Genomic DNA, 21,216 nt, shown 5'->3' with positions numbered 1-21,216 from the left:
ATCTTTTTGATTAAAAAACGATTGAAGGGATTAGAATGAAAAAAGCAGAAGTTTATATTTTATCGGGATTTTTAGGTAGTGGGAAAACTACATTATTAAAACGACTGTTAGAGGATGAACAAAAGGCAGGACGAAGAGTCGCAGTCATGATGAATGAATTAGGAAAGGTATCGATTGATTCAGATGCGATTACAGATGATGTTGAGCTGAAAGAGCTGTTAGGCGGTTGTATTTGTTGTTCGATGCAGGATAAGCTTGAAGCCCAGCTCCAAGGTTTATTATTAGTTGAACAGCCAGATGTTATTTATATTGAAACAACAGGAGCGGCCCATCCTGTAGAAGTATTGGATTCGATCCTCTCCCCATTGTTTGCAGATAAATTAGTCATTAAGGGCATAATTACAACCGTTGATGGCAGGAGATGGAAAGAACGAAAGACATTAAGTCCGCAGTTGCAGCAACTAATCCTCGAGCAGGTAAGACATGCTGACTTTATCATTATTAATAAATTGAACGAATTAACAGAGATGGAGCAAGTAAGTATTACTTTTGAAATTCAGGGACTCAATCCCAATGCCACATGTCTGCTGACAAATTATTCTCAGGTTTCAATCGATCCACTTAGAAACTTATCGGTATCCTTTGAGAAAGATTCCCAAAGGATTGAGTTGAATTTAACAACTTTTGTGTATCAATTTAAGGAATCGATTAACCATACTAGATTTGAGGATTTTTTAAAAGATCTGCCTGATACGATTTATCGAATAAAAGGATATGTTAAGTTTCAATATTCACAGCAGCCGTTTCTATTTCAATTTTCCTATGGTATGCCATTATACATAAAGGAAGAAATGAATTTGCCGCTAAATCTTGTTTTTATCGGCGAGAAGATCGATTGGAATGTGATTCAAGAAAAGCTTGTCAGTCTTGAAAAATAAAAGAAAATCAGTCATAGATGCATGATAATTTCTTGTTAAGGTAACTCTTTTAATGAAGCAAAAATCCATTAAAAGGGGGTCTTTTATGAAGAAAGCAGCATGTTTAATCCTGTTAGTTTATAACCTCCTAAATGGACAAGGGGTCCAGGCAGCATCTGATATTAGTTATAAAATTGACATGATGAACTGGAAAGAAGTGAATCATTTATTACCTAAATACACAAAATTCACGGTTTTGGATGTAGAAACAGGAAAACGTTTCAAGGTACAAAGACGTGCGGGAAGTCATCATGCCGATGTACAGCCGTTAACCACAAAAGATACAAAAGTAATGAAAAGGATCTACAGTGGAGAGTGGAGTTGGAAACGACGAGCTATTATTGTAATTCACAAAGATCGTTGGATTGCAGCATCGATGCATGGAATGCCTCATGGTGCTGGAGCACTTAAGAATAATTTTCCCGGTCATTTTTGCATTCATTTTTTTGGGAGTACAACCCATCGTACCAATTCAATGGACCTTTCCCATATGCTTATGGTATTGAAGGCGTCGGGGAAATTAAATGATTACCTTAGTAAAGCAAATCCATATGAGGTCATTAACGCCTATATAGCAGGTTTTAAGCAGCAGGATGAACGAATTACATCATTGGCCTCTTTACAAAAAATTTCTTGGAAGCCGATTTTAGGGAAAATCGAGAACGTAACACTATCAAGAATAGAGCTACTGCCTCCTGAGGATTTAACTGAAGAACTCAGCTTGGATGTCCCAGCTGTAGTTGATTGGTTTATAGAGGACAGAGGCAGGCAAACATTTAGAGGAGAAATTCATTTAGTCAGATTTTCACAAGTTGATGGTTGGAAAGTGGATTCAGTGAATTTTTTAAAGGAAAGTCATCTTCCGTAAAAAAAAACACCTTTATGAGAATCCTCTCATGATTAAAGGTGTTTTTTACTGTGGGTTATGCTTGTTCCCCGAACTTGATAAACGTTCGCTCGTCTTCTATTAGGCCGCAGGCACCACATTGAACTCGGGCTGCCGGCCCGTTGTAGGGAAGATGAAAGGGTTCTAACTCGTTTTCACCATATTCCCGTACCACTGCTCCTGATTGCGGGTCCAGTTTCACAGAGTGAGAAATTTGTTGAATGATATTGAAGCGGCTGCGATTGGTTTTACAATTTGGGCATTTATAGGGAGTTGACATATATTTCTCCTTTCTAAGCATTGTTAAAATCTATTTTTTGCATTAATGGAAGTAAATATGTAACAATGCATGTGAAGGGGAAAGGGGAGATGTTTTTTGGCAAACGAAATCGTTGATTATGAACTTGTTTTAATGGCATATCGCTCGATTTGGAACAATCGAGTATTAGCTACAGAGACTAGAACATGTAAAGAGACGTTATTTGAGGCGATGAAGCGGGAGCTTCTAGATGAAAACTCCCATCCAAGAATCAGAAAAAATAAGTATGAAAAATATTATTCAGCGGTCAAGCGAACAATGGATTCCTCGATCTCTAGTGAGACTAAGTGTCAATTAATAAAATTGTATATTGAAATGATGGAAGAAATGGGTTAGGAGAGAAGATCATGAAGAAAATGTTAGTAATTTTATTAACCGTTATTTCTCTTAGCATCACAGTTTCCTGTGCTAAGCAGGAAAATGAAAATGTCGGGAAACTGCCTGAAATGTTAGATGTTAAATTGTCCATAAACCCTGAAACAGGAGAATTACAAAAACCAATAACATTTGAAGCAAAGGTAACCCAGGGGAATGAAGAGATAACTGATGCTGACGTTATTTTTGAAATTTGGCGTGCAAAAGATGAAAAACACGAAAAAATAGAAATTAAACATACAAAAAATGGGGTTTATCGTCTTGAGAAATCATTCGAGCAAGATGGGACGTATTATATTATTTCACATGTAACAGCAAGGGATATGCATAATATGCCGAAAAAGGAATTTATCGTCGGGACGCCAAGTGATCCTGAAGATCCAAAAGCAAAACAGTCGATGGATGAAATGGAAAAGGACATGGAAGATCACTCAACCGAAGGACACTAAATTAAATGAAAAGACAGCCAGAGGTTGTCTTTTCAAGTTTTAAGATTCTTTTTTTGCTCTAAGGTTGACTTTTGCTGCTTCTTTTCCAAGTTTTTCTTTCACTATCTCATTGATTTTATCAGAAATATCCCCCTCATAGGTTGAGCCAATATTTAGTTTTCCGGATAATTCCTTTATTCCTAGTTGGCCAAAATTATTGGCGTAATCTAAATGTTCTATTACGATGCTATCTACCTGAAGGTGTTCAATTTGAATGGTCGGAGCGCTTTCCTTCTCCTTTTCCGTTGCCTGAGGAGGTAGGCTTTGTGCTGGGTTCTTACCCGCTTTCACCTCTTTAATAGCTGATTCCAAAACTAAAACTTTCATCTCCAAATCTGATATTTTCTTCGTTAAGCTCTTAGTTGAAGAGAACAAGCGAATGAAAAATCGCATAAATACCCTCTATTCAGAATTGGTTTGGTCAAAGGCAATGGGGATATTTTCTATTTCATCTCGATAAAAGGGCATCACAATAGTTAATACACCATTACGGATTTCCGATTTAACTTTATTCATCAAGATCGGGTAAGGCAGGGTTAATTCCTTTTTAAATTGACGATTGGCGCGTTCCTTTAAATAATATTGGCGATTTTGATGCAGGGCTTTAAATTCTCCTGCAATGGTTAATAACTGCTGCTGGATAGAAATTTGAAGATCTTCCTTTGTTAAGCCGGGAATTTCCGCTTCAACGACTAATTCTTGGTCAGATTCATACAAATCACATTTTGGAAAAAGTTCATTTACAGTTGTTTGGGGATTTCGGGACAAATGATTCCTGGAGCTTTTTTTATTATTCTCTTCAAAAATTTGATTCCAAAATTGATCTGATTGAAATTGCTTGGCAACATCCAGCCATTTTTTTAGCTTATCCACTTCCATTAAATCCACCCCTTATGTGAATCCCTATTTTCATCATATTTTTTATTATTAGAAACATGCAAAAAAAAACGACGTTTACATAATTTCCGTCACGTCGATTTGTGAATACTGCATATCAATATTTTTAGGGATTCTTATTTCAAGGACCCTATCTTTATAGTTCGCTGCTGCCCCCTTCTTTTTAACAATGGCTGGAAGGGTGATGGTGTTTGAATCCTCTTGCTGCGGGATATGCTCAACGATTAACTGATTTGATGTATGATAAAGGCGGAGCTGCTTTAGCCAATCTTCATTTGGAATGGGGATTCTTACAAATACATAATCATGTGTTTCAAATGCAGAGGAATTTAATGGGCCATTGGCTGCATGCTGCTTTTCGGCTGATGACTGGAAGCCGTTGAATAAATCTTGGTGATTCATCATACCTCGCATGTTTGGCATCATTTTTTCTACCAGGTCTTGGACATAATTGTTTATTTCCTCTGGTTTCATTTTTTGCATCGAGTCCTTCATGTCTTTTGTGAAAGGGAACATATTCCAAGGAAACATTTGATTTCAACCTCTCTATGACTAAAATTGATTCGAAACTGGTAAAGAAGGGTTCGCAATCTGATCTTGATCAGTAATATCTGGATCAACGTTGCTATTTAATGAAAATGAGCTTGCAGGGGATATGTCACCTAAAGCAAAATTGATTCCTATCCATTTTTGGTTGGCTGTATGGCTATTTTGGACGGCAGGTCCTAATGAAATATTTGCATTATTATTAATGGAGTTGGTTTTAATATTAAAAATATTTATTTGAAAAGGCATTTTTTTCAGTCCTTTAAATTGAATTGCTAAAGGCGTTAGAAGGATTTGCGATATCTCCCATATCGTTGACATCAGGATCAATAAAGACATTTTCCATTGCGGCTGTTGGCGGTGCAAAATCTCCAAATGAAGAATTCTGACCTTGGGATTTAGAATTTGCCGTATGGGCATTATGGAGGGCTTCTCCGATGTTGACAGACCCGTTGTTTGATACACTGTTAATTTTTAGGCTGAAGATGTTAATTACAGTCTGCATCCTGTCACATCCTTTTTTATTGATACCCCATCATATGCAAACTCTTGCCCATCCGTTATTAAAACTTCAGGAAACTGCTTCTGGATAAAACTTATCAATTTGGACATAATTAAAATTTGCAAATATAAACAATTCTTTTTAACATATAGTAAAGAGAGAATTTAAATTAGAGAGGTAATGTGTTGTGAATAAGAAAACGGCTTTGATTACAGGAGGAGCTTCTGGTATCGGGAGAAAAACCGCCATTCAGCTTGCAGAAAATGGGTATCAGCTTGTGATCAACTATCGACATAGTGAATCAGAAGCGGTTTTCTTAGCCAAGCATTTAACTGGATGTTTCGGTACGAAAAATATCACCATTAAAGGGGATGTCGCAAATCAAGAGGATTGTACGCGGATTGTAAATGAGACCCTAAAGGCGTATTCGACCGTAGATGTTATAGTGCATAATGCCGGCCCATACATACATGAAAGAAAAAAAACAACAGATTACACCTTTGAAGAATGGAATTACTTAATTCAAGGGAATTTGTCGGCTGTTTTCTATTTGTCAAAGTTGATTATACCTGTTATGCGAAAACAAAAATGGGGCAGAATCATCACACTCGGATATGACAGGGTAGAAACTGCACCTGGGTGGATTTATCGTTCGGCCTTTGCCGCAGCCAAGACAGGACTTGCCTCCTTAACCCGTTCGATTGCAATTGAGGAGGCAGAAAACGGAATTACCGCAAATATGGTCTGCCCGGGTGATATAACAAGTGACTGGAAAGAAAAAGGTATCAGTGACGCAATCACAGCGTGCAAAGGTAATCAACCATTAGGAAGGCAAGGTACAGGCGAGGACATATCCAGGGTGATTGCCTTTCTAACAGACGAAAAATCGGATTTTATTACAGGGAGCATTATTCCGGTAACAGGCGGGGTGGATGTGCTAGGGAAAGCGTTAAAAATATAGCTTAAAGAGCAGTAAACAAGGCATGATTTTATCATTTTTCTAACTATTCGATTTTCAGGAATGAAATCTGTTGCTTTTGTGGATAATAGAGAGTAATCATCTATGAAAGGAGCAAAGAAAAATGAGTTTTAACATGAATAGAATCAATCCAAATCAAACCCAAGTGTTTTTTCATGATGGCCGCTTTGAAACATTGACAAATGAGGAATTAGAAGATTTTTTGCTCCAAATGGGTCTTAGTGATGTAAATGAAACCATTGAACAAAATGTATTGGAATAATAGGAAATCATTTTTTAAGTATAAATAAAAGCAATCGGCATTGGCCGATTGCTTTTTATGCTTCTAACAAATGAGAAGAATCCGTTTGTTGGGAGCCGGTTCGTAACAGATGAAAGGTATACAAATCTTTTGGAATTTCGTATAAATCATACACTTCACCGTTAGCGTTCAATTGCTGATAAATGGAACTTCTTGTTTCATTCGCTTTCACAACATATGGTAGTTTTTCCGCGGCCTTAATGGAGCGGATATTTACTTTTCGGATTCGCATAAAAACTATCTCGATCCCTGCTTCGTAAAATAGTTCTTGAAAAAAGGCATCTTTGGCAGGGCTGTTATACCCTTTGCCATGAAAAGGCTTCCCCAGCCATGTTCCTAAAAAACCAGCTTGATTTTCAATATCATATAAGTTAATTGTACCAATTGGTGAACCCCATTCATCGAGAATCGTCCGTGAAATACATTCACCGCGCTCTTCAGCTTCAATTGTTTGCTTTGTTATAAAAATGAATTCTTCATAGGAATCAGCTTTTTGACGTACAAAAGGGAAGACATCAGGGTGCGTCATTAATTCGTACAATGTGTGGCTGTCATGAAGATCACGTTTCTTCAACATGAGAATCCCTCCATTAGGGCATACCGATCCCACGTTAGAAGTAGCGGCCCACCCTCGAAATTTTTTATAAAGTTACGTAAAAAATTTCGGGGTGGGAATCGAACCCACTAGAACCAGAATAACTGGTGGCGCACCATTTGCCTTCCCTATTTCATTTTTTTTGTTAACAGAATTATGTTCGTAAACCCCCATAGATTTTCAGGTCTAAAACAGTTTCACTTAGAGTATAATACAAGAAAATGAGAAAAAAATAAATAGTTTTTTTGTCAGTTTTTCGATAATATTTTTTACCAATTTTCAACAAATTTCTACGTTTCGATATAAACAAATTCGCCGCCAATCATCGTCCATTTTGGCTTTGAGAGATAATGGAAAGGATGATGGCTCCAGAGGACTAAATCCGCATCTTTCCCTTCCTCGATACTGCCAACCTTATCGTCAATTTTTAAATTTCTTGCCGGTAGAATGGTAATGCCCTCAAGTGCTTTTTGCTCTGCTAATCCTTCTCGGACAGCTAAGCTTGCACAAATATTTAAGTATTGGATTGGTGTGTATGGATGATCTGTCGTAATCGACACTTCGACACCGTGATCGGTCAATTCCTGATATGTCTTCCAGGTTTTATTTTTTAATTCGACTTTTGATCTTCTAGTCAGTGTGGGCCCAACGGAAACCTTTAAATCGATTTCAGCTAATTCACCGGCAATTAAATGTCCTTCGGTGCAATGCTCAATTCGTAAATCCAGATTAAATTCTTCGGCGAACCTTAATGCAGTGATAATATCATCTGCTCGGTGTGCATGGATTCTTACCGGTATTTCCCTTTTTAGTGCCATAACAATCGGTGCAATTCTCAGTTCTTCAGGGTCATCAGCATGGATAGCTTGGTAGAATGCTTCTCTAAGCATCCCCATAATTCCCATTCTAGTGATGGAATGACTATTGCCGTTACTGTGAATTCTTTTTGGGTTTTCACCTAAAGCAATTTTTAATCCGGCAATTTCCTGTACGAGCATTTTTTTTATATTTTTTCCAGTAGTTTTGATTACAGAAGTGGTTCCCCCAATTACATTAGCACTTCCAGGCATAACGTGTACGGTAGTAATTCCGCTTTTAACTGTATCAGTAAACGCGGGATCCAATGGATAGACCCCATCAATGGCTCGGATATGTGGTGTGAGGGCTTCTGCTGTTTCGTTTGCATCATTTCCGGCCCACCCAGTACCCTCATCATAAAGTCCTAAATGTGTATGAACATCAATAAATCCCGGAAAAAGATAATAACCGCGGCAGTCTATAATCGTTACAGATAAATCAGACGTAAGATTTCGACCGATTTTTTTTATTTTTCCAGTTTCAATCAGGACATCGATATTTTTAAGCGGTTTGGATGTAACCGGATAAACATTGGCATTTTTTAAAAGTATTTTTGTCATAATAAAACCTTTCCTTATGTTGTTAACTATATTTTATCTATTTTAGCAACATATGTGCCTAAGGAAAAGACGGGAATAGGTTGCTTTTAAATATTTTGGCGGAATTTTTTGTAATTGATGAAACCTTTAATGAAACGTTGCGTAAATAATAAGGTAAGGAAAAATATTTCCAATGGAGGAAATGATCATGATTAAAAGTGAAGAAAGGTTAATGGCTGCCGGTTTGTATGTGCTGAGCTTATTTTTCCCCATTTTAGCTCCGCTGATTATTTGGTTAATAAAAAAGGATGAGTCAACATTTATTGACTATCATGGGAAAGAGTATTTTAATTTCTTTATTTCCTATTTGGTTTATTCAGTGGTAGCAGGAATCTTAACTCTGGTCATTATCGGTATTTTTCTTCTATGGGCACTTGGAGTTGCAGCACTTATTTTTAGTATTATCGCAGCCGTTAGAGCATACGAGGGGAAAGAATATCAATTTCCGTTTATTTTCAGGCTAATTAAATAAAAACATATTTTGAAACCCGGCAAAAATTTTTGCCGGGTTTTTGAACGTTTTTCTAGTTCGAACGTCATATGAATGAAAGAGAAGAAAAATTAGGGGGAAAGAACATGGAATCTCTAGGAAGTTATTTGCCGATTATCGCGCCAATCGTTATTATCCAACTTATATTACTGATTATTGCCATTATTGATCTTGTTAAAATTGAAAAAACAAATGGGCCAAAGTGGTTATGGGCACTAATTATTTTATTCATCAATATCATTGGCCCCATCCTTTATTTTGTGATTGGAAGGAGAAGTAACTGATGCCTCTTATTCAAATTACAGGTTTAAAAAAGAGCTTTCAAGGGATAGAGGTGATAAAAGGGCTTGATTTTACATTAGAAAAAGGAAAATGTATTGCTTTATTAGGCCCTAATGGTGCGGGAAAAACAACCACACTAAGAATGCTTTCGGGACTAATGAATCCGACGAGTGGAAGAATTAACTTTACCAAATCGAAAAAAAACGAGGATATCCGTGATTTAATTGGATATCTTCCACAGTTTCCAGTGTTTTACGAGTGGATGTCCGGTCTTGAATTTTTAGTATATGTAGGTAAATTAGCGGGCTTAACCGGAAAAGAAGCGAAAGAGCGATCCCTGGAACTACTGCAGCTTGTAGGCATTTTAGATGCGAAAAACCGTAAGGTTGGTAAATATTCCGGAGGGATGAAGCAACGGTTAGGTATTGCCCAAGCCTTAATTCATCGACCACAGCTAATCATGCTGGATGAACCTGTCTCTGCCCTGGATCCAATAGGCAGGAGGGAAGTTCTAGATCTGCTCGAGGGATTAAAAAAAGAAACAACCATATTATTTTCAACTCATATTTTAAGCGATGCTGAAGAGGTTTGTGACAAAATTCTGTTTCTACATAACGGAGAAATTGTTGAATCAGGAACCATGGCAGAGCTTCGAGAGCGACATCAGCAAGCAAAAATTGACTTATACTTCAGAGGAAAAGCCGAAGATTATAGTTCAATCTTCACATCGGATGAATTAACACAATCTCTTAGGAACGAAGGAAATCGGGTCAGCATTTTTGTGGAAAATATTGCCCTGGCAAGGCAGTCATTTTTAAAGCGGATTTCGGAACAAAATTTGCCGCTTGAGAAATTTGAAATAAGCAGTATGACCCTTGAAGACGTGTTTATGAAGGTGGTGGGGAAATGAACCAATGGCTGACATTGCTGCAAAAAGAGATAGTAGAAATGTGGAGAAATTTCAAATGGATTTGGGTGCCGATTACCTTTATTTTACTGGGGGTTCAACAGCCAATTACCACGTATTACATGCCGCAAATTCTCGATTCAGTCGGAAATTTGCCGGAAGGTGCGGTGATCAAGATTCCCACGCCATCTGCCGGAGAAGTGTTAGTTCAGGGGCTTGGACAATATACGACACTAGGTGTATTGATTATAGTCTTTTCAACGATGGGGATTATCGCCGCAGAAAGAAAAAGTGGAGTGGCGGCAATGATTTTAGTAAAACCTGTTTCCTATCGTTCCTTTGTCACCGCCAAATGGGCGGGGGCGCTATTGTTATTGTGGTTTTCCTTTTTGATCGGTTACCTTAGCACATGGTATTACACTGGTATATTATTTGAGTGGATTCCAATTGCAGACTTTTTCCAATCGTACTTTTTTTATGGTCTATGGTTTTCGTTGATTTTAACCATAACGCTGTTTTTCAGTGCTTCACTCTTGTCACCTGGAATTGCCGGATTTTGCTCATTAGCGACTGTCATTGTTGTAAATTTGGTGAGCAGTACCCTTTCAAATCTGCTTGATTGGAGTCCCGCACAGCTTACGAATTATGCGAATCAAATACTGATAAATAATAGTATTCCGGATGATCTCGTTCCAGTTAGTTTAATTGCAGGAGGCAGCATCTTATTATTGTTATCTTTTAGTGTGATTATTTTTAAGAAAAAAGAATTAGCGTCCTAGGAAAATCTTTTCGTTCCACACTATAAAACTTCTATCATTTTTTTGATTACTAGTAAATAAACTGTCAATAGAGGAATTGATAAGGAGTTTAAAGAATGAGAATAAATGAATATTACCGGGATACAGCTAATTTGAACTTAAATGGTAGTATTGCAGCATTGGTTCCAACGATTTTGATTGTTGCAATCAATCTTTCCATTATTAAGCATAGTGAAATTATGCTTATGACCATTCCATTTCTAATCTATAGCCTGATTAGTTTTCAAATCTACCTATATCGAATGCGGCAATCAATAGAAATCAGCAAAAATATCCTTGAATCGGAAAATATCAATCAATCAATATTACAAGCAGAGCATCTCTTGGTATTTTACATGAATACCCAATCATCACAGGTCCACCTCTATTTTCCAAATGGCAATTTGGCAGGGATAATAAAAAAAACCCAAAAAAACGGCTGGAAGCGATTAAGGATTTCAAAAACATTTGCCCTTTACAATTATGACGAGGAAGTGCTTGGATTCTTTAAAGTAAAAGGTGAAAAATCGATTAAGATTGAAGTATACGATCGGCAGAGTCGTCTTTTGGGCAGCTTAGAAAAAAAGGTTTTAGGCTGGAAGAAATCCCAAAAGGAATTGTTCGATGGTTGCGGGGGATATGTCGGTGGAATCGAAGGATCTTCTGTTTTTATGGATGAGCAAGTGCTGGACACTCAGCATCGGCAGGTTGGGAGGCTTCGCAGAGGCTGGATGCCGTTAGAATGGAGTCTGCTGTTTCCTGAACCAAATACTCCTGTATTGTCATTCAAAGAGGCTCTTGCAGAAAATGACAAGCTTCTTCGCATGTCCTTTCTCATTAACGAATATTTTATCGAAAGATAACGGTTTATAGAGTTTCCCTCATTTTCATTGTTTGATATGATAGATGAAACAATGAATTGTGGGGGTTTTACTGTGCAAATTGAATTAATTAAAGGACATGGTTCAGGTAATGATTTTCTTATTATCGATGAACTAACAAATGGATATTCATTTTCTGAAAGCGAACGTGCGAATCTCGCTAGATTATTGTGTAATCGACAGTCTGATTTGGGAGCAGATGGGATTCTTTTTGTGATGAAGAGTGATCGTGCAAGAGCAAGAATGCGTGTGTTTAACGCAGACGGTTCTGAGGCTTCCATGTGTGGAAATGGTCTTCGCCTTGTGGCTAGAGTCGTTTGTGAACAGTTTGGCCTAACTGAAGCGATAATTGAAACAATGAAAGCTAATCTTAAGGTAAGTAAACAAGAAGATCTCATTCAAGATGTTCAAACGTACCAAGTGGAAATTTCTCCAGTGTTGTTTGAATTAAAGGCACTGCCTCTAAATTTAAATAAGCCTACTTTATTCAATGAAAGAATTGCAGAACTGTCCGAAGAGTTAAGGTTTACAGCACTTGCGGTACCGAATCCGCATTTAATTACGATTGTCGAAACGGATCAACTGCAAATTAACATCCAAAGACAGTTAAGTGAAAAAGTAAATGGGCCGAATGCGTTGTTTCCGGACGGTGTAAATGTCAGCTTTGTAAAGCCATTACAAACAGGCTCTATCTATGTCAGAACATTTGAACGTGGTGTAGGGTTTACAAATGCTTGTGGTACCGCGATGTCGGCGTCCTCGGTTGTATCTTGTTTAAGTGGATTAAATGAAAATGAGAAAGTTATTGATGTTTATAATAATGGCGGCAGGGTACAATGTGTGGTCCATGAATTTGAAGGAAAATATTCAATTGATTTGATTGGGAATGCTACCTACCTCTACAAGGCTTCTGTCATGATTAATCTTGAGGATGCAACATTTTCACTAATATCTCGAGAAGAGTTTTCTGAACAGGAGACATACAAGCTGCTCGAATCCGAAGCGGGGCAGTTTTTAGAAAAGATGTTGTAAGGATAAGGTCTAGCCCTTATCCTTTTTTTAGTATATCTAGAACCGGTCCAAACGGCTGGACTTGTTTTGTTTGGAAATAATCGCTAAATGGATCCCCTTGAATGCGAATTCGGTTAAGGGCATTTTCCATATTAAAGGAAACGAGTTCTAACTTGTCATGCACTTCTTCCCAATAAAGCGGAGTGGCCACGCCGGCATGTTCGTTCCCTCTCATGGAGTAGGGTGCCACAATCGTTTTTCCTTCACTGTGCTGCACGTAATCAACATATAATCTATTTCCGCGATTTTTCTTCAAGCGTTCAATCGTAAATGAATCGGGATCCTTTGAGATTAAGTATTCGGCAATAAAGCTTGTAAATAGTCTTGTTTCTTCATATGAATAAATATTTTCCTGGAGAGGAAGGTAAATTTGCAACCCTTTATTGCCTGAGGTTTTGATGAACCCGATTAAATTCAATTGATCAAGCACTTCCTTTATATAAATTGCCGCTTTTATTGCCAATGGAAACGCGTCCTTTGAGGGAGGGTCTAAGTCAAAAACTATTTCGCTCGGTCCTTTACTGTTAATGGTTTGAAAAGGGACATGAAATTCAATCGCCAGTTGATTCCCCAGCCAAATCAGGGTTTTTAAATCATTGCATACGATATAGTCAATCCCATCAGCCAAAAATGTTTGAACAAATTCTGGTGCATAATCGGGGCAATTTTTTTGGTAAAAAGCTTCCCCAAACATTCCATGAGGATAACGAATGACGGTTAACAAACGATTCGTTAAAAACGGAAGCATGTACGGTGAAATTTTTTGTAAGTACAAGATATAATCCGCTTTCTGGATTGCATGCTCTTCCCATAATGGTTTATCAGGGTGGGTAATATCCAAGTCAGAGGGTAGGTTTTTCTGTGCAAAGATAAAGCGGTCATATGAGCATTCAATAGGCTTCAAATCAAACCGGAATCGATCAAAGTGTGGTTCACGCAGCTGATTATCATAGAGTTCTAAATATTTTACCTTGAGGCAAATCGCTGGTTCAACATAAATAAATTGCCCATCCTCACTCACCATATTTTGTTTAATCGTTTGTTTGAGTGCATCCTTTTCTTCAGGTTTAAAGCCGAAAAGTACTTGGCCGATTGGAAAAATATTGCCATCCTTGTACACTCCAACATAAAAATAGCCGTTCGTCTTCTCGAAGGAAGTGATAAAGCAGTTTACATATTTCCAGTTCTTATATTTAAGCCATTGTAATGAACGCTTTCCCTCTTCCCATGGACTGTTTTTGGATTTTGCAATAATACCTTCCCCATCATATAAAACCACTTTTTCCCACAGATCATTAAAATCTGTATATGCCTCTACATATTGAAGCAGTTGGTCATTATATGGGTCAGGTTCTAAATTTAACCCTATTGATTGAAATAATTTAGCCAGTTCTGCTTTTCGTTTAAAAAAATCCCAAGAATAAAGCGGTTTTCCTTTTAGCTTTAGTAAATCAAAAATCATGAGGCGGCAGGGAAAACGAGTTGACTGTTCAGTAATTTTCTTTTCAGACTTTAACCTTCCTCTAACTTGAATGGCGGAGAAGTTGGCTTTATGTGTGTTCTCAAGGGATACAAGCTCCCCGTCCAACAGCAGCGGCAAAAATGGTTTCAATTGTTTTTCATGCTGTAATAAAAACCCCCTTATTTCTGGAAATTGCGGGAAAAGGTCCTTGCCGTTTCTGCTTGTTAACGAGATTCCTTTTGCATTCCATTCCAATAGGGCCCTAAATCCATCATATTTTACCTCATACAGCCAATCGGGCCGGACTGGCAAATCAAAGGTTAAACTTGGAAGCATTGGTTTCATTTAGCTTAAGTCCTTCCTTTTTTCTTATTTTGCTTCATTGCCGGTGACTTCATCCTTTTCCAAATGTTTTTAGGAATGGTTTGATTCAAGAGTTACACAATAAAAAATAAAAAGAATGGAGAATTTCTATGCATACGATGTGGAAAGGGAGTATCAGTTTTGGGCTTGTCAATATCCCCATCAAGCTTCACACAGCAACAGAAGATAAAGATATTAAGCTCAGGACCCTGCATAACAAATGCCATGCGCCAATTAAGTATGAAAAAATTTGCTCTGTCTGTGAAGAAGAAGTGAAGCCTGAAGATATTGTAAAGGCATATGAATATACAAAAGGAAAATTTGTCGTACTTGATCATGAAGATCTGGAAAAGCTGCGAAAGGAAAATGAAGAAAAGGCAGTGGAAATTATTGATTTTGTCAAAATAGAAGAGATTGATCCGATTTACTTTGATCGAAGCTATTATATGTCCCCAAACGAAGGCGGAGGAAAGGCTTATTCGTTATTACGCAAGGCGCTGCAGGAATCACAAAAGGTAGGGCTTGCTAAAATTATTATCCGTTCAAAGGAGCGGATGGCCGTCATCCGTGTATATGAAAATACATTGGTCATGGAAACCATTCATTATCCTGATGAAGTTCGCAAAACGGGGGATGTTCCAAATGTTCCTTCAGAGGATAAAGTAACGAAAAGAGAATTAGATACAGCAATCTTATTGATTGATCAATTAACAACCGAATTTGAGCCTGAAAAATATACAGATGAATACAGAACCGCACTTCTTGAACTAATTGAATCCAAACGTTCCGGTAAAGAGACGGTGACAGCCGCAACGAAAGAAGCTCCTTCTAATGTAACGGACTTAATGGCAGCCTTGCAGGCATCGATTGATCGGACAAAACCGAAAAAAGCGGCAGCTCCTAGGAAAAAGGCTGCATCCAAAATCAAAAAAGAAGCATAAAGACAATGGCCGATTCTAATTTTGGAATCGGTTTTTCCTTACCACTCTGTAATTTCTATCCTGATTTTATCATAATGTAATTAATGACATATCAAGAAAGCGGAGGATAAGAAATGGCTTATAATGTACTCCTGAGTGCAGACCCTGGTATCGATGATTCGTTTGCTATTATGTATGCCTTACTTAATCCGAAAATAAATATAGTTGGAATTATCAGCGGCTATGGAAATACGCCCAAAGAGAAATCGATAAAAAATACAGCCTATTTATTAACTTTAGGTAATAGAGAAGATATACCCATTATTGCAGGTGCAGCTGGACCACTCTCAGGTGAACTTATCCAGTATTATCCTGAAATACATGGTAAAGAGGGATTAGGTCCTATCAAGCCGCCAGATACGATAAAAAATGTACATGTTCATGATATAAATAAGGTTATTGAAATTGTTAAACAATATAAAGGAAATCTAATTATCGTTTCTGTTGGGAGATTAACGGAGCTGGCATTGATGTTTATTTTATATGGAAATAATGCTTTAAGAGATGTCACAGCATTTTATATAATGGGTGGGGCATTTTTAGTACCTGGGAATATAACGGCCGAAGCGGAGGCAAACTTTTATGTCGACCCAATTGCCGCGAATACCGTAATGGAAAAAGCACATAATAATTATTTATTTCCGTTAAATATCACGAATAAAGCCATTATCACACCGGAAATAATTACCTACCTCAGTGAAAAAAGTCTCACCCCCTTTAGACCTTTATTAAAGCCGGCATTTGATTATTATTTTAAAGCCTATCAAAAAAATGTACCAGGAATTCAAGGTGCACCACTTCATGATGTAGTCCCGCTAATGGCATTAGTAAATCCGGATCTTGTTAAATATATACCGCGGCGTGTCAGGGTTGAGGAATTTGGTAATGCGAAAGGAAAAAGTATCGCTGACTTTCGGCCAAAACCGGATATAGATCCGCAAGTAACCTTAGATTACATTGGCATGGAAATAGACCTGCAAAAATTTGCCGGAAATTTTATGGAAATCTTTTTGGCTAATAGGTAAATTTAAATGGCATTAAATACTAGATATTTTCAGTATTTCCTAGTTTTTGAAATTGGATTGACGAAAGGAAGAAATTTTGATAAAATAAAGTTACGCTTTAGTGTTCGTTAATATTTTTAGGATTAAGTAGTCGTAACTGCACGAACATGTGGGTGATGTCTATTGCCCGAACGTGTAATTACGTCTTTTTTATTATTTTAAATGTACGATAAACTTAAAGTGAACAAATTGTTGGGGGTAAAATCCATGAAAAACGGTAAAGTAAAATGGTTTAATGCAGAAAAAGGTTTTGGCTTTATTGAAGCTGATGGCGGTCAAGACGTATTCGTTCACTTTTCAGCTATTCAAACAGAAGGCTTCAAGACATTAGAAGAAGGTCAATCTGTATCTTTTGAAATCGTAGAAGGCGCTCGTGGACCACAAGCTGCTAACGTACAAACAGTTTAATTCTCTTAAAATAAAAGGGTGATGCATAGATGAAAGCATCACCTTTTTATCTATATAATTTTTACTAGATAAGTAGACTTAGAGTATACAAACAAAGTGTTCAAAAACAGTCATAACTAATTATAAGGAGTGATCGTTTTGGCGTTTGGTAGAAAAAATGATGAAGAAATTAAATTAGAAGAAACGATAATTTGGGTTTGTACTTCAGAGAAATGTAAATGCTGGGTTCGTGATAATTTTAAAAGCAGTGAAACACCACTTTGCCCGATTTGCAAAAGTGAAATGAGTCAAACTACAAAAGAACTTCAAGTTATTCATAACCATAGTAAGAATTTCATGTGATTAATTAGATTGGCAGGGAGCTCCATGCTCCCTGCTTTTTTAAACCTCTTCTCGATGCTGCCGGCAGTATGAAAGAACTAGTTCTTCTTCGTCCTCTTCAAGGGCAAAGTCAAGAACCTTTTCGCTTCCACGTTCATAAAAATAGTAGCTGGAAATTTTGTCACCTTCCACATCACTCACGTAAATTACTTTTATCCCAATACCCATCTCGGAATAAAGTTCATCCTCGGTGTCAACTTCAAGTTCGAGGAAATATTCATAACGGTCACCTGTTAGTAATCCAAATGGGTCTTCTAGTTTTTCCACATCATGGCCAATAATATTCAAGCAGAAATCATCCTTTGCAGTTTAGTTAACTTTCTTATTATACACATTTTCTTTATGATGGTTAAATTTTCTCAACACGTTCATAACCAAGAGGATTATGAAATTAATGTGAATAAATACACAAAGTAATTCCAACTTTAGCAGATTAGGATAAGATAAAACTAGATAGAAATTTTCTAAGTAAAAATGTGAAATACTTCACAATATTTTTTAAACTATGATTAATTATCATTAATTGAAGTCAGGGGGGCTTTGTGCGATGTCTAAAAATAATCATTTAAGGAACCTGTTTACAAATAAAATGGAGCGGCGCACCTTCTTAAAATGGTCAGGGGCCATTGGGATTCCGGCGATAGCCGGAGGAATTGGCACAAAAATGCTTGTGGAACGCAAAGAGGGTACTAAAATAGTAAATGCTATTGATTCTGAAAAAATCATTTCAACATGCAGCATAACGAATTGCGGTGGACGCTGTGTCATCAAGGCACATGTGAAGGATGGAGTAGTGATGCGGATAAGTACTGACACACAAAGTAGTGGCGATCTGTCTGTGCCCCCACTCAGGGCATGTGTAAGGGGACGAAATTATCGAAACATGCTCTATCATCCCGACCGGCTGAAGTACCCAATGAAACGCACCGGGAAGCGCGGTGAAGGGAGATTTAAAAGAATTTCTTGGGATGAAGCAATTGAGACGATAGCGTCAGAAGTGACGCGCATTGGCGAAACATATGGGCCCGAATCCAGATATGTTAACTATGCAACTGGTCAGAGCAGCGGTATTCACGGCGGGAGAAATTCGGTAAGAAAATTACTGTCCCTGACTGGTGGATTTTTGAATTATCGGGGGGACTATAGTGTAGGAGCAGGGAGTGTGGCAACCCCTTATACATATGGAACAAATAATACAGGAAGCAGCTTTGATTCCCTATTAGAATCAAAATATATTATTTTATGGGGGCAAAATCCTGCAGAGATGATTTTTTCTACTCCGTATCGTGAATTTTTAATTCAAGCCAAGAAGAATGGAGCGAAAATTATTGTCATTGATCCCCGTTATACTGATACAGCTATCGCTTTTGCAGATGATTGGATTCCAATTCTTCCTACTACGGACAATGCTTTGATGGATGCAATGTGTCATGTTATCATTTCTGAAAATCTGCAAGATCAAGCTTTCTTAGATAAATATTGCGTAGGTTTTGATGGAGATCATATGCCAGACGGCGTGCCTAAGAACGAGTCTTTGAAAGATTACTTACTGGGAAAAAAGGATGGAATTCCTAAAACGCCGGAGTGGGCAGAAAAGATTTGCCGCGTTCCCGCGGATAAAATTAGGGAAATTGCCAGAGAGTATGCAACAAGTAAGCCTGCTGCTTTAATTCAAGGCTGGTCAGCTCAACGGCAGGCCTATGGAGAGCAATTCATGCGCGGAGGCCCGCAGCTGGCATGCTTGACCGGAAATATTGGCAAGTTAGGTACGTGGGCTGCCGGAACTGGTGTTTGGAGTCGGTCAAATATGGTAAAGCCACTAAGTTACGAGAATCCTGTGAAAGCATCCATTCCTTGTTTTTTATGGACAATGGCAGTTGAAAAAGGGACCGAAATGACTTCGGCCGATGGATTACAAGGCACGGATCGTTTAGATACAAACATTAAACTAATTTTTAATTTGGCTGGAAACATGCTGATTAATCAGCATTCAGATATTAATAAAACACGAAAGCTCCTTGAGGATGAAAGTAAAGTGGAGTTTATTGTTGCCAGTGATATCTTTATGACGCCAAGTGCCAAATTTGCGGATATATTATTGCCAGGAACAACATTTTTTGAACGCTATGATATCGGTTTCCCTTGGGGTTCTGGTGATTATGTAGTTTTTGGTGATAAATCGGTTGATCCTTTATATGAATGCCGTGATGAATATGATGTGTTTGCTGATGTCGCAGATAAACTTGGAATTAAGGAACAATATACGGAAGGTAGAACAACTCTTGACTTGGTTAAAGAAAGTGTTGTAAGGACTAGGGAAGAAATTGACCCAACATTTCCAACCTTTGAGGAATTCCGGGAGAAGGGTGTTCATCATTTTAAATATGATTCACAACTGATCGGGTTTAAAGAGCAAATAGATGACCCTGAAAATCATCCATTTAAAACCCCTTCCGGCAAAATTGAATTATTTTCCAAGGTATTATGGGATATGGATAATCCTGATGAAATTCCCGCTATTGCTAAGTATATTCCTTCCTGGGAAGGCCCGAACGATCCGTTAAAAGACAAGTTCCCCTTACAAATGATTAGTTGGCATTATAAGAGGAGATGTCATTCTACCTTTGATAATCAGCCTTTGCTTGAGGAGGCAGCAAAGCAAGAGATGTGGATGAATCCAAAGGATGCAGAAAAACGTGGAATTAAGGACGGCGACCGTGTTCACGTATATAATGATCGCGGGTCATTATTGATTCCTGTGAAGGCAACAGCGCGCATTATTCCAGGTGTTGTCGCGATCCCTCAAGGTGCATGGTATTCACCGAATCATGAAGGGGTGGACAAGCGCGGTTCAGTAAATGTTCTTACATCGGGGCGGCCAACTCCCCTTGCCAAAGCGAATCCGCAATTAACAAACCTTGTTGAAGTTAAAAAAGCCTAAGGAGTGAGGGATTTTGGCCCAGTTAGGATTTTATATTAATCAAAGTCTTTGTATCGGCTGCAAGGCATGCACTGTTGCGTGTAAGGATAAGAATAATCTGGATGTCGGAATTAATTTCCGCAGAGTATATACGTATGAGGAGGGCAGTTTCATTCAGCAGCCGACAAAAGGGATTGTCGGTAATGTAAAAGCTTTCTACTTTTCAATCGCATGCAATCATTGCAGAGAACCAAAATGTGTGCCAAGCTGTCCTGTAGGTGCTATAAGTAAAAATAAAGAAAATGGTGTAGTAACTATTGATCAAGAAGCATGCAGAGGTACACAATTATGTGTTAAGGCATGTCCCTATGGTGCACCACAGTATAATAAAAAGGTATTTAAGTCTGATAAATGTGATTTTTGTCTTGACCTTCAAGAAGATGGTGAGGATCCTGTATGTGTTTCTACGTGTCCGATGAACGCAATTGAATTTGGAGATGTAAGGAAGCTGCGGAAAAAGTATGGGGATGTCAGCCAAATCATAGGAATGCCGAGTAATTCGATTACCAAGCCTAACATTGTAATCACGCCACATAAGGATGCGAAATTGTAGGGTAAGTAATTAGAATCCTGGGCAGCAGAATGAAAGACAAAAAAAAACGCCAAAATTGGCGTTTTTTTGTATGTTCTTTTACCCTTTTATTTGAAAAATAAGTATGGAGGAGAAGATGAGATTCGAACTCACGCAACGGTTGCCCGTCCTAACGCATTTCGAGTGCGCCCCCTTATAACCACTTGGGTACTTCTCCGTTTAACAAAAATATTATAGCATAATATTAATGATTTGAGTATTTTTTTATTTAATTTCCTGAAAAATGTTGAGAAACA

Annotated in this window: 28 protein-coding genes and 1 tRNA gene; 18 read left to right on the top strand and 11 right to left on the bottom strand. The window is 37.9% G+C overall.

Features of this window, described 5'->3' with window-relative positions; all coding sequences use genetic code 11:
- Positions 1–35 precede the first annotated feature (35 nt).
- Positions 36–938 (top strand): CobW family GTP-binding protein, encoded by a 903-nt coding sequence (locus FAY30_RS15225; RefSeq protein WP_149870664.1) that lies wholly within the window; start codon positions 36–38, stop codon positions 936–938.
- Positions 939–1,023: 85 nt separating this feature from the next.
- Positions 1,024–1,845: a hypothetical protein gene (locus FAY30_RS15220; protein ID WP_149870663.1), complete on the top strand. Its 822-nt coding sequence runs from the start codon at positions 1,024–1,026 to the stop codon at positions 1,843–1,845.
- 55 nt (positions 1,846–1,900) lie between these two features.
- Here the strand turns inward: FAY30_RS15220 and FAY30_RS15215 are convergent, their stop codons facing one another.
- Complete coding sequence (locus FAY30_RS15215) at positions 1,901–2,143, bottom strand: DNA alkylation repair protein (protein WP_149870662.1); 243 nt, start codon at positions 2,141–2,143, stop codon at positions 1,901–1,903.
- A gap of 96 nt (positions 2,144–2,239) precedes the next feature.
- On the opposite strand from FAY30_RS15215, the gene FAY30_RS15210 reads away from it, so the two are divergent.
- Entirely contained in the window at positions 2,240–2,518 is a 279-nt protein-coding gene (locus tag FAY30_RS15210; RefSeq protein ID WP_223820790.1) for a hypothetical protein, read from the top strand.
- 11 nt (positions 2,519–2,529) lie between these two features.
- Entirely contained in the window at positions 2,530–3,006 is a 477-nt protein-coding gene (locus tag FAY30_RS15205; RefSeq protein ID WP_149870661.1) for a FixH family protein, read from the top strand.
- A 39-nt stretch (positions 3,007–3,045) separates the two neighbouring features.
- Here FAY30_RS15205 and FAY30_RS15200 read toward each other — a convergent pair whose 3' ends face one another.
- The 5 genes from FAY30_RS15200 to FAY30_RS15180 form a co-directional block, all read right to left on the bottom strand.
- Positions 3,046–3,438, bottom strand: a complete 393-nt coding sequence (locus FAY30_RS15200; protein ID WP_149870660.1) for a hypothetical protein — start codon at positions 3,436–3,438, stop codon at positions 3,046–3,048.
- A 9-nt stretch (positions 3,439–3,447) separates the two neighbouring features.
- Positions 3,448–3,924: an Hsp20/alpha crystallin family protein gene (locus tag FAY30_RS15195; protein ID WP_149870659.1), complete on the bottom strand. Its 477-nt coding sequence runs from the start codon at positions 3,922–3,924 to the stop codon at positions 3,448–3,450.
- A gap of 75 nt (positions 3,925–3,999) precedes the next feature.
- Positions 4,000–4,473, bottom strand: coding sequence for an Hsp20/alpha crystallin family protein (locus FAY30_RS15190; RefSeq protein ID WP_149870658.1), 474 nt, complete (start codon positions 4,471–4,473; stop codon positions 4,000–4,002).
- A 21-nt stretch (positions 4,474–4,494) separates the two neighbouring features.
- Entirely contained in the window at positions 4,495–4,737 is a 243-nt protein-coding gene (locus FAY30_RS15185; protein WP_149870657.1) for a spore germination protein, read from the bottom strand.
- 13 nt (positions 4,738–4,750) lie between these two features.
- Positions 4,751–4,993 (bottom strand): spore germination protein, encoded by a 243-nt coding sequence (locus FAY30_RS15180; protein ID WP_149870656.1) that lies wholly within the window; start codon positions 4,991–4,993, stop codon positions 4,751–4,753.
- Positions 4,994–5,177: 184 nt separating this feature from the next.
- Here FAY30_RS15180 and FAY30_RS15175 point away from each other — a divergent pair, with 184 nt between their 5' ends.
- Both FAY30_RS15175 and FAY30_RS27220 read left to right on the top strand, forming a co-directional pair.
- Positions 5,178–5,951 (top strand): SDR family oxidoreductase, encoded by a 774-nt coding sequence (locus FAY30_RS15175; protein ID WP_149870655.1) that lies wholly within the window; start codon positions 5,178–5,180, stop codon positions 5,949–5,951.
- A gap of 121 nt (positions 5,952–6,072) precedes the next feature.
- Positions 6,073–6,231, top strand: coding sequence for a hypothetical protein (locus tag FAY30_RS27220; RefSeq protein ID WP_190284664.1), 159 nt, complete (start codon positions 6,073–6,075; stop codon positions 6,229–6,231).
- Between the two features lie 55 nt (positions 6,232–6,286).
- Here FAY30_RS27220 and FAY30_RS15170 read toward each other — a convergent pair whose 3' ends face one another.
- Together FAY30_RS15170 and FAY30_RS15165 are read right to left on the bottom strand one after the other, a co-directional pair.
- Positions 6,287–6,847 (bottom strand): GNAT family N-acetyltransferase, encoded by a 561-nt coding sequence (locus tag FAY30_RS15170; RefSeq protein WP_149870654.1) that lies wholly within the window; start codon positions 6,845–6,847, stop codon positions 6,287–6,289.
- Positions 6,848–7,155: 308 nt separating this feature from the next.
- Positions 7,156–8,283 (bottom strand): amidohydrolase, encoded by a 1,128-nt coding sequence (locus FAY30_RS15165; RefSeq protein ID WP_149870653.1) that lies wholly within the window; start codon positions 8,281–8,283, stop codon positions 7,156–7,158.
- Between the two features lie 187 nt (positions 8,284–8,470).
- On the opposite strand from FAY30_RS15165, the gene FAY30_RS15160 reads away from it, so the two are divergent.
- From FAY30_RS15160 to dapF, 6 genes are all read left to right on the top strand, one after another.
- Entirely contained in the window at positions 8,471–8,794 is a 324-nt protein-coding gene (locus FAY30_RS15160) for a DUF4870 domain-containing protein (RefSeq protein WP_149870652.1), read from the top strand.
- A gap of 104 nt (positions 8,795–8,898) precedes the next feature.
- Complete coding sequence (locus FAY30_RS15155; protein ID WP_149870651.1) at positions 8,899–9,096, top strand: PLD nuclease N-terminal domain-containing protein; 198 nt, start codon at positions 8,899–8,901, stop codon at positions 9,094–9,096.
- A complete protein-coding gene (locus tag FAY30_RS15150; protein ID WP_149870650.1) occupies positions 9,096–10,004 on the top strand; it encodes an ABC transporter ATP-binding protein in 909 nt (302 codons plus the stop codon). The genes FAY30_RS15155 and FAY30_RS15150 overlap by 1 nt, the downstream gene beginning before the upstream one ends.
- Positions 10,001–10,780 carry an ABC transporter permease gene (locus FAY30_RS15145; RefSeq protein ID WP_149870649.1) on the top strand — a complete coding sequence of 260 codons (780 nt, stop codon included), beginning with the start codon at positions 10,001–10,003 and terminating at the stop codon, positions 10,778–10,780. The genes FAY30_RS15150 and FAY30_RS15145 overlap by 4 nt, the downstream gene beginning before the upstream one ends.
- A gap of 95 nt (positions 10,781–10,875) precedes the next feature.
- On the top strand, positions 10,876–11,661 hold the full coding sequence (locus tag FAY30_RS15140; RefSeq protein ID WP_149870648.1) for a hypothetical protein: 786 nt from the start codon (positions 10,876–10,878) through the stop codon (positions 11,659–11,661).
- 72 nt (positions 11,662–11,733) lie between these two features.
- On the top strand, positions 11,734–12,711 hold the full coding sequence (gene dapF / locus FAY30_RS15135; protein ID WP_149870647.1) for a diaminopimelate epimerase: 978 nt from the start codon (positions 11,734–11,736) through the stop codon (positions 12,709–12,711).
- Positions 12,712–12,727: 16 nt separating this feature from the next.
- On the opposite strand, the gene FAY30_RS15130 is transcribed toward dapF, so the two are convergent.
- The gene (locus FAY30_RS15130) at positions 12,728–14,557 is read right to left on the bottom strand and encodes a DNA ligase D (protein ID WP_149870646.1); all 1,830 of its coding nucleotides are present in this window, start codon (positions 14,555–14,557) and stop codon (positions 12,728–12,730) included.
- Positions 14,558–14,685: 128 nt separating this feature from the next.
- Between FAY30_RS15130 and FAY30_RS15125 the strand changes: the two genes are divergently transcribed.
- The 4 genes from FAY30_RS15125 to FAY30_RS15110 all read left to right on the top strand — a co-directional run bounded on the left by FAY30_RS15125 (position 14,686) and on the right by FAY30_RS15110 (position 17,369).
- Positions 14,686–15,516: a non-homologous end joining protein Ku gene (locus FAY30_RS15125; RefSeq protein WP_149870645.1), complete on the top strand. Its 831-nt coding sequence runs from the start codon at positions 14,686–14,688 to the stop codon at positions 15,514–15,516.
- Positions 15,517–15,629: 113 nt separating this feature from the next.
- Positions 15,630–16,580, top strand: a complete 951-nt coding sequence (locus tag FAY30_RS15120; RefSeq protein ID WP_149870644.1) for a nucleoside hydrolase — start codon at positions 15,630–15,632, stop codon at positions 16,578–16,580.
- 246 nt (positions 16,581–16,826) lie between these two features.
- On the top strand, positions 16,827–17,027 hold the full coding sequence (locus FAY30_RS15115) for a cold-shock protein (protein ID WP_149870643.1): 201 nt from the start codon (positions 16,827–16,829) through the stop codon (positions 17,025–17,027).
- Between the two features lie 138 nt (positions 17,028–17,165).
- Complete coding sequence (locus FAY30_RS15110) at positions 17,166–17,369, top strand: cold-shock protein (RefSeq protein WP_190284663.1); 204 nt, start codon at positions 17,166–17,168, stop codon at positions 17,367–17,369.
- A gap of 39 nt (positions 17,370–17,408) precedes the next feature.
- Here FAY30_RS15110 and FAY30_RS15105 read toward each other — a convergent pair whose 3' ends face one another.
- Positions 17,409–17,696 carry a DUF6509 family protein gene (locus tag FAY30_RS15105; RefSeq protein WP_149870642.1) on the bottom strand — a complete coding sequence of 96 codons (288 nt, stop codon included), beginning with the start codon at positions 17,694–17,696 and terminating at the stop codon, positions 17,409–17,411.
- Between the two features lie 259 nt (positions 17,697–17,955).
- On the opposite strand from FAY30_RS15105, the gene FAY30_RS15100 reads away from it, so the two are divergent.
- Together FAY30_RS15100 and FAY30_RS15095 are read left to right on the top strand one after the other, a co-directional pair.
- A complete protein-coding gene (locus tag FAY30_RS15100) occupies positions 17,956–20,349 on the top strand; it encodes a DMSO/selenate family reductase complex A subunit (protein WP_223820789.1) in 2,394 nt (797 codons plus the stop codon).
- Between the two features lie 13 nt (positions 20,350–20,362).
- Positions 20,363–20,941, top strand: coding sequence for a DMSO/selenate family reductase complex B subunit (locus FAY30_RS15095; protein WP_149870641.1), 579 nt, complete (start codon positions 20,363–20,365; stop codon positions 20,939–20,941).
- Between the two features lie 104 nt (positions 20,942–21,045).
- Here the strand turns inward: FAY30_RS15095 and FAY30_RS15090 are convergent.
- Positions 21,046–21,137 (bottom strand) — tRNA-Ser (locus FAY30_RS15090).
- Positions 21,138–21,216 lie beyond the last annotated feature (79 nt).

It is taken from the genome of Bacillus sp. S3 (assembly GCF_005154805.1).
Lineage (GTDB): Bacteria > Bacillota > Bacilli > Bacillales > Cytobacillaceae > Neobacillus.
The sequence above is the reverse complement of the archived record's forward strand: the minus strand, read 5'-3'. Positions and strand labels throughout refer to the sequence as shown.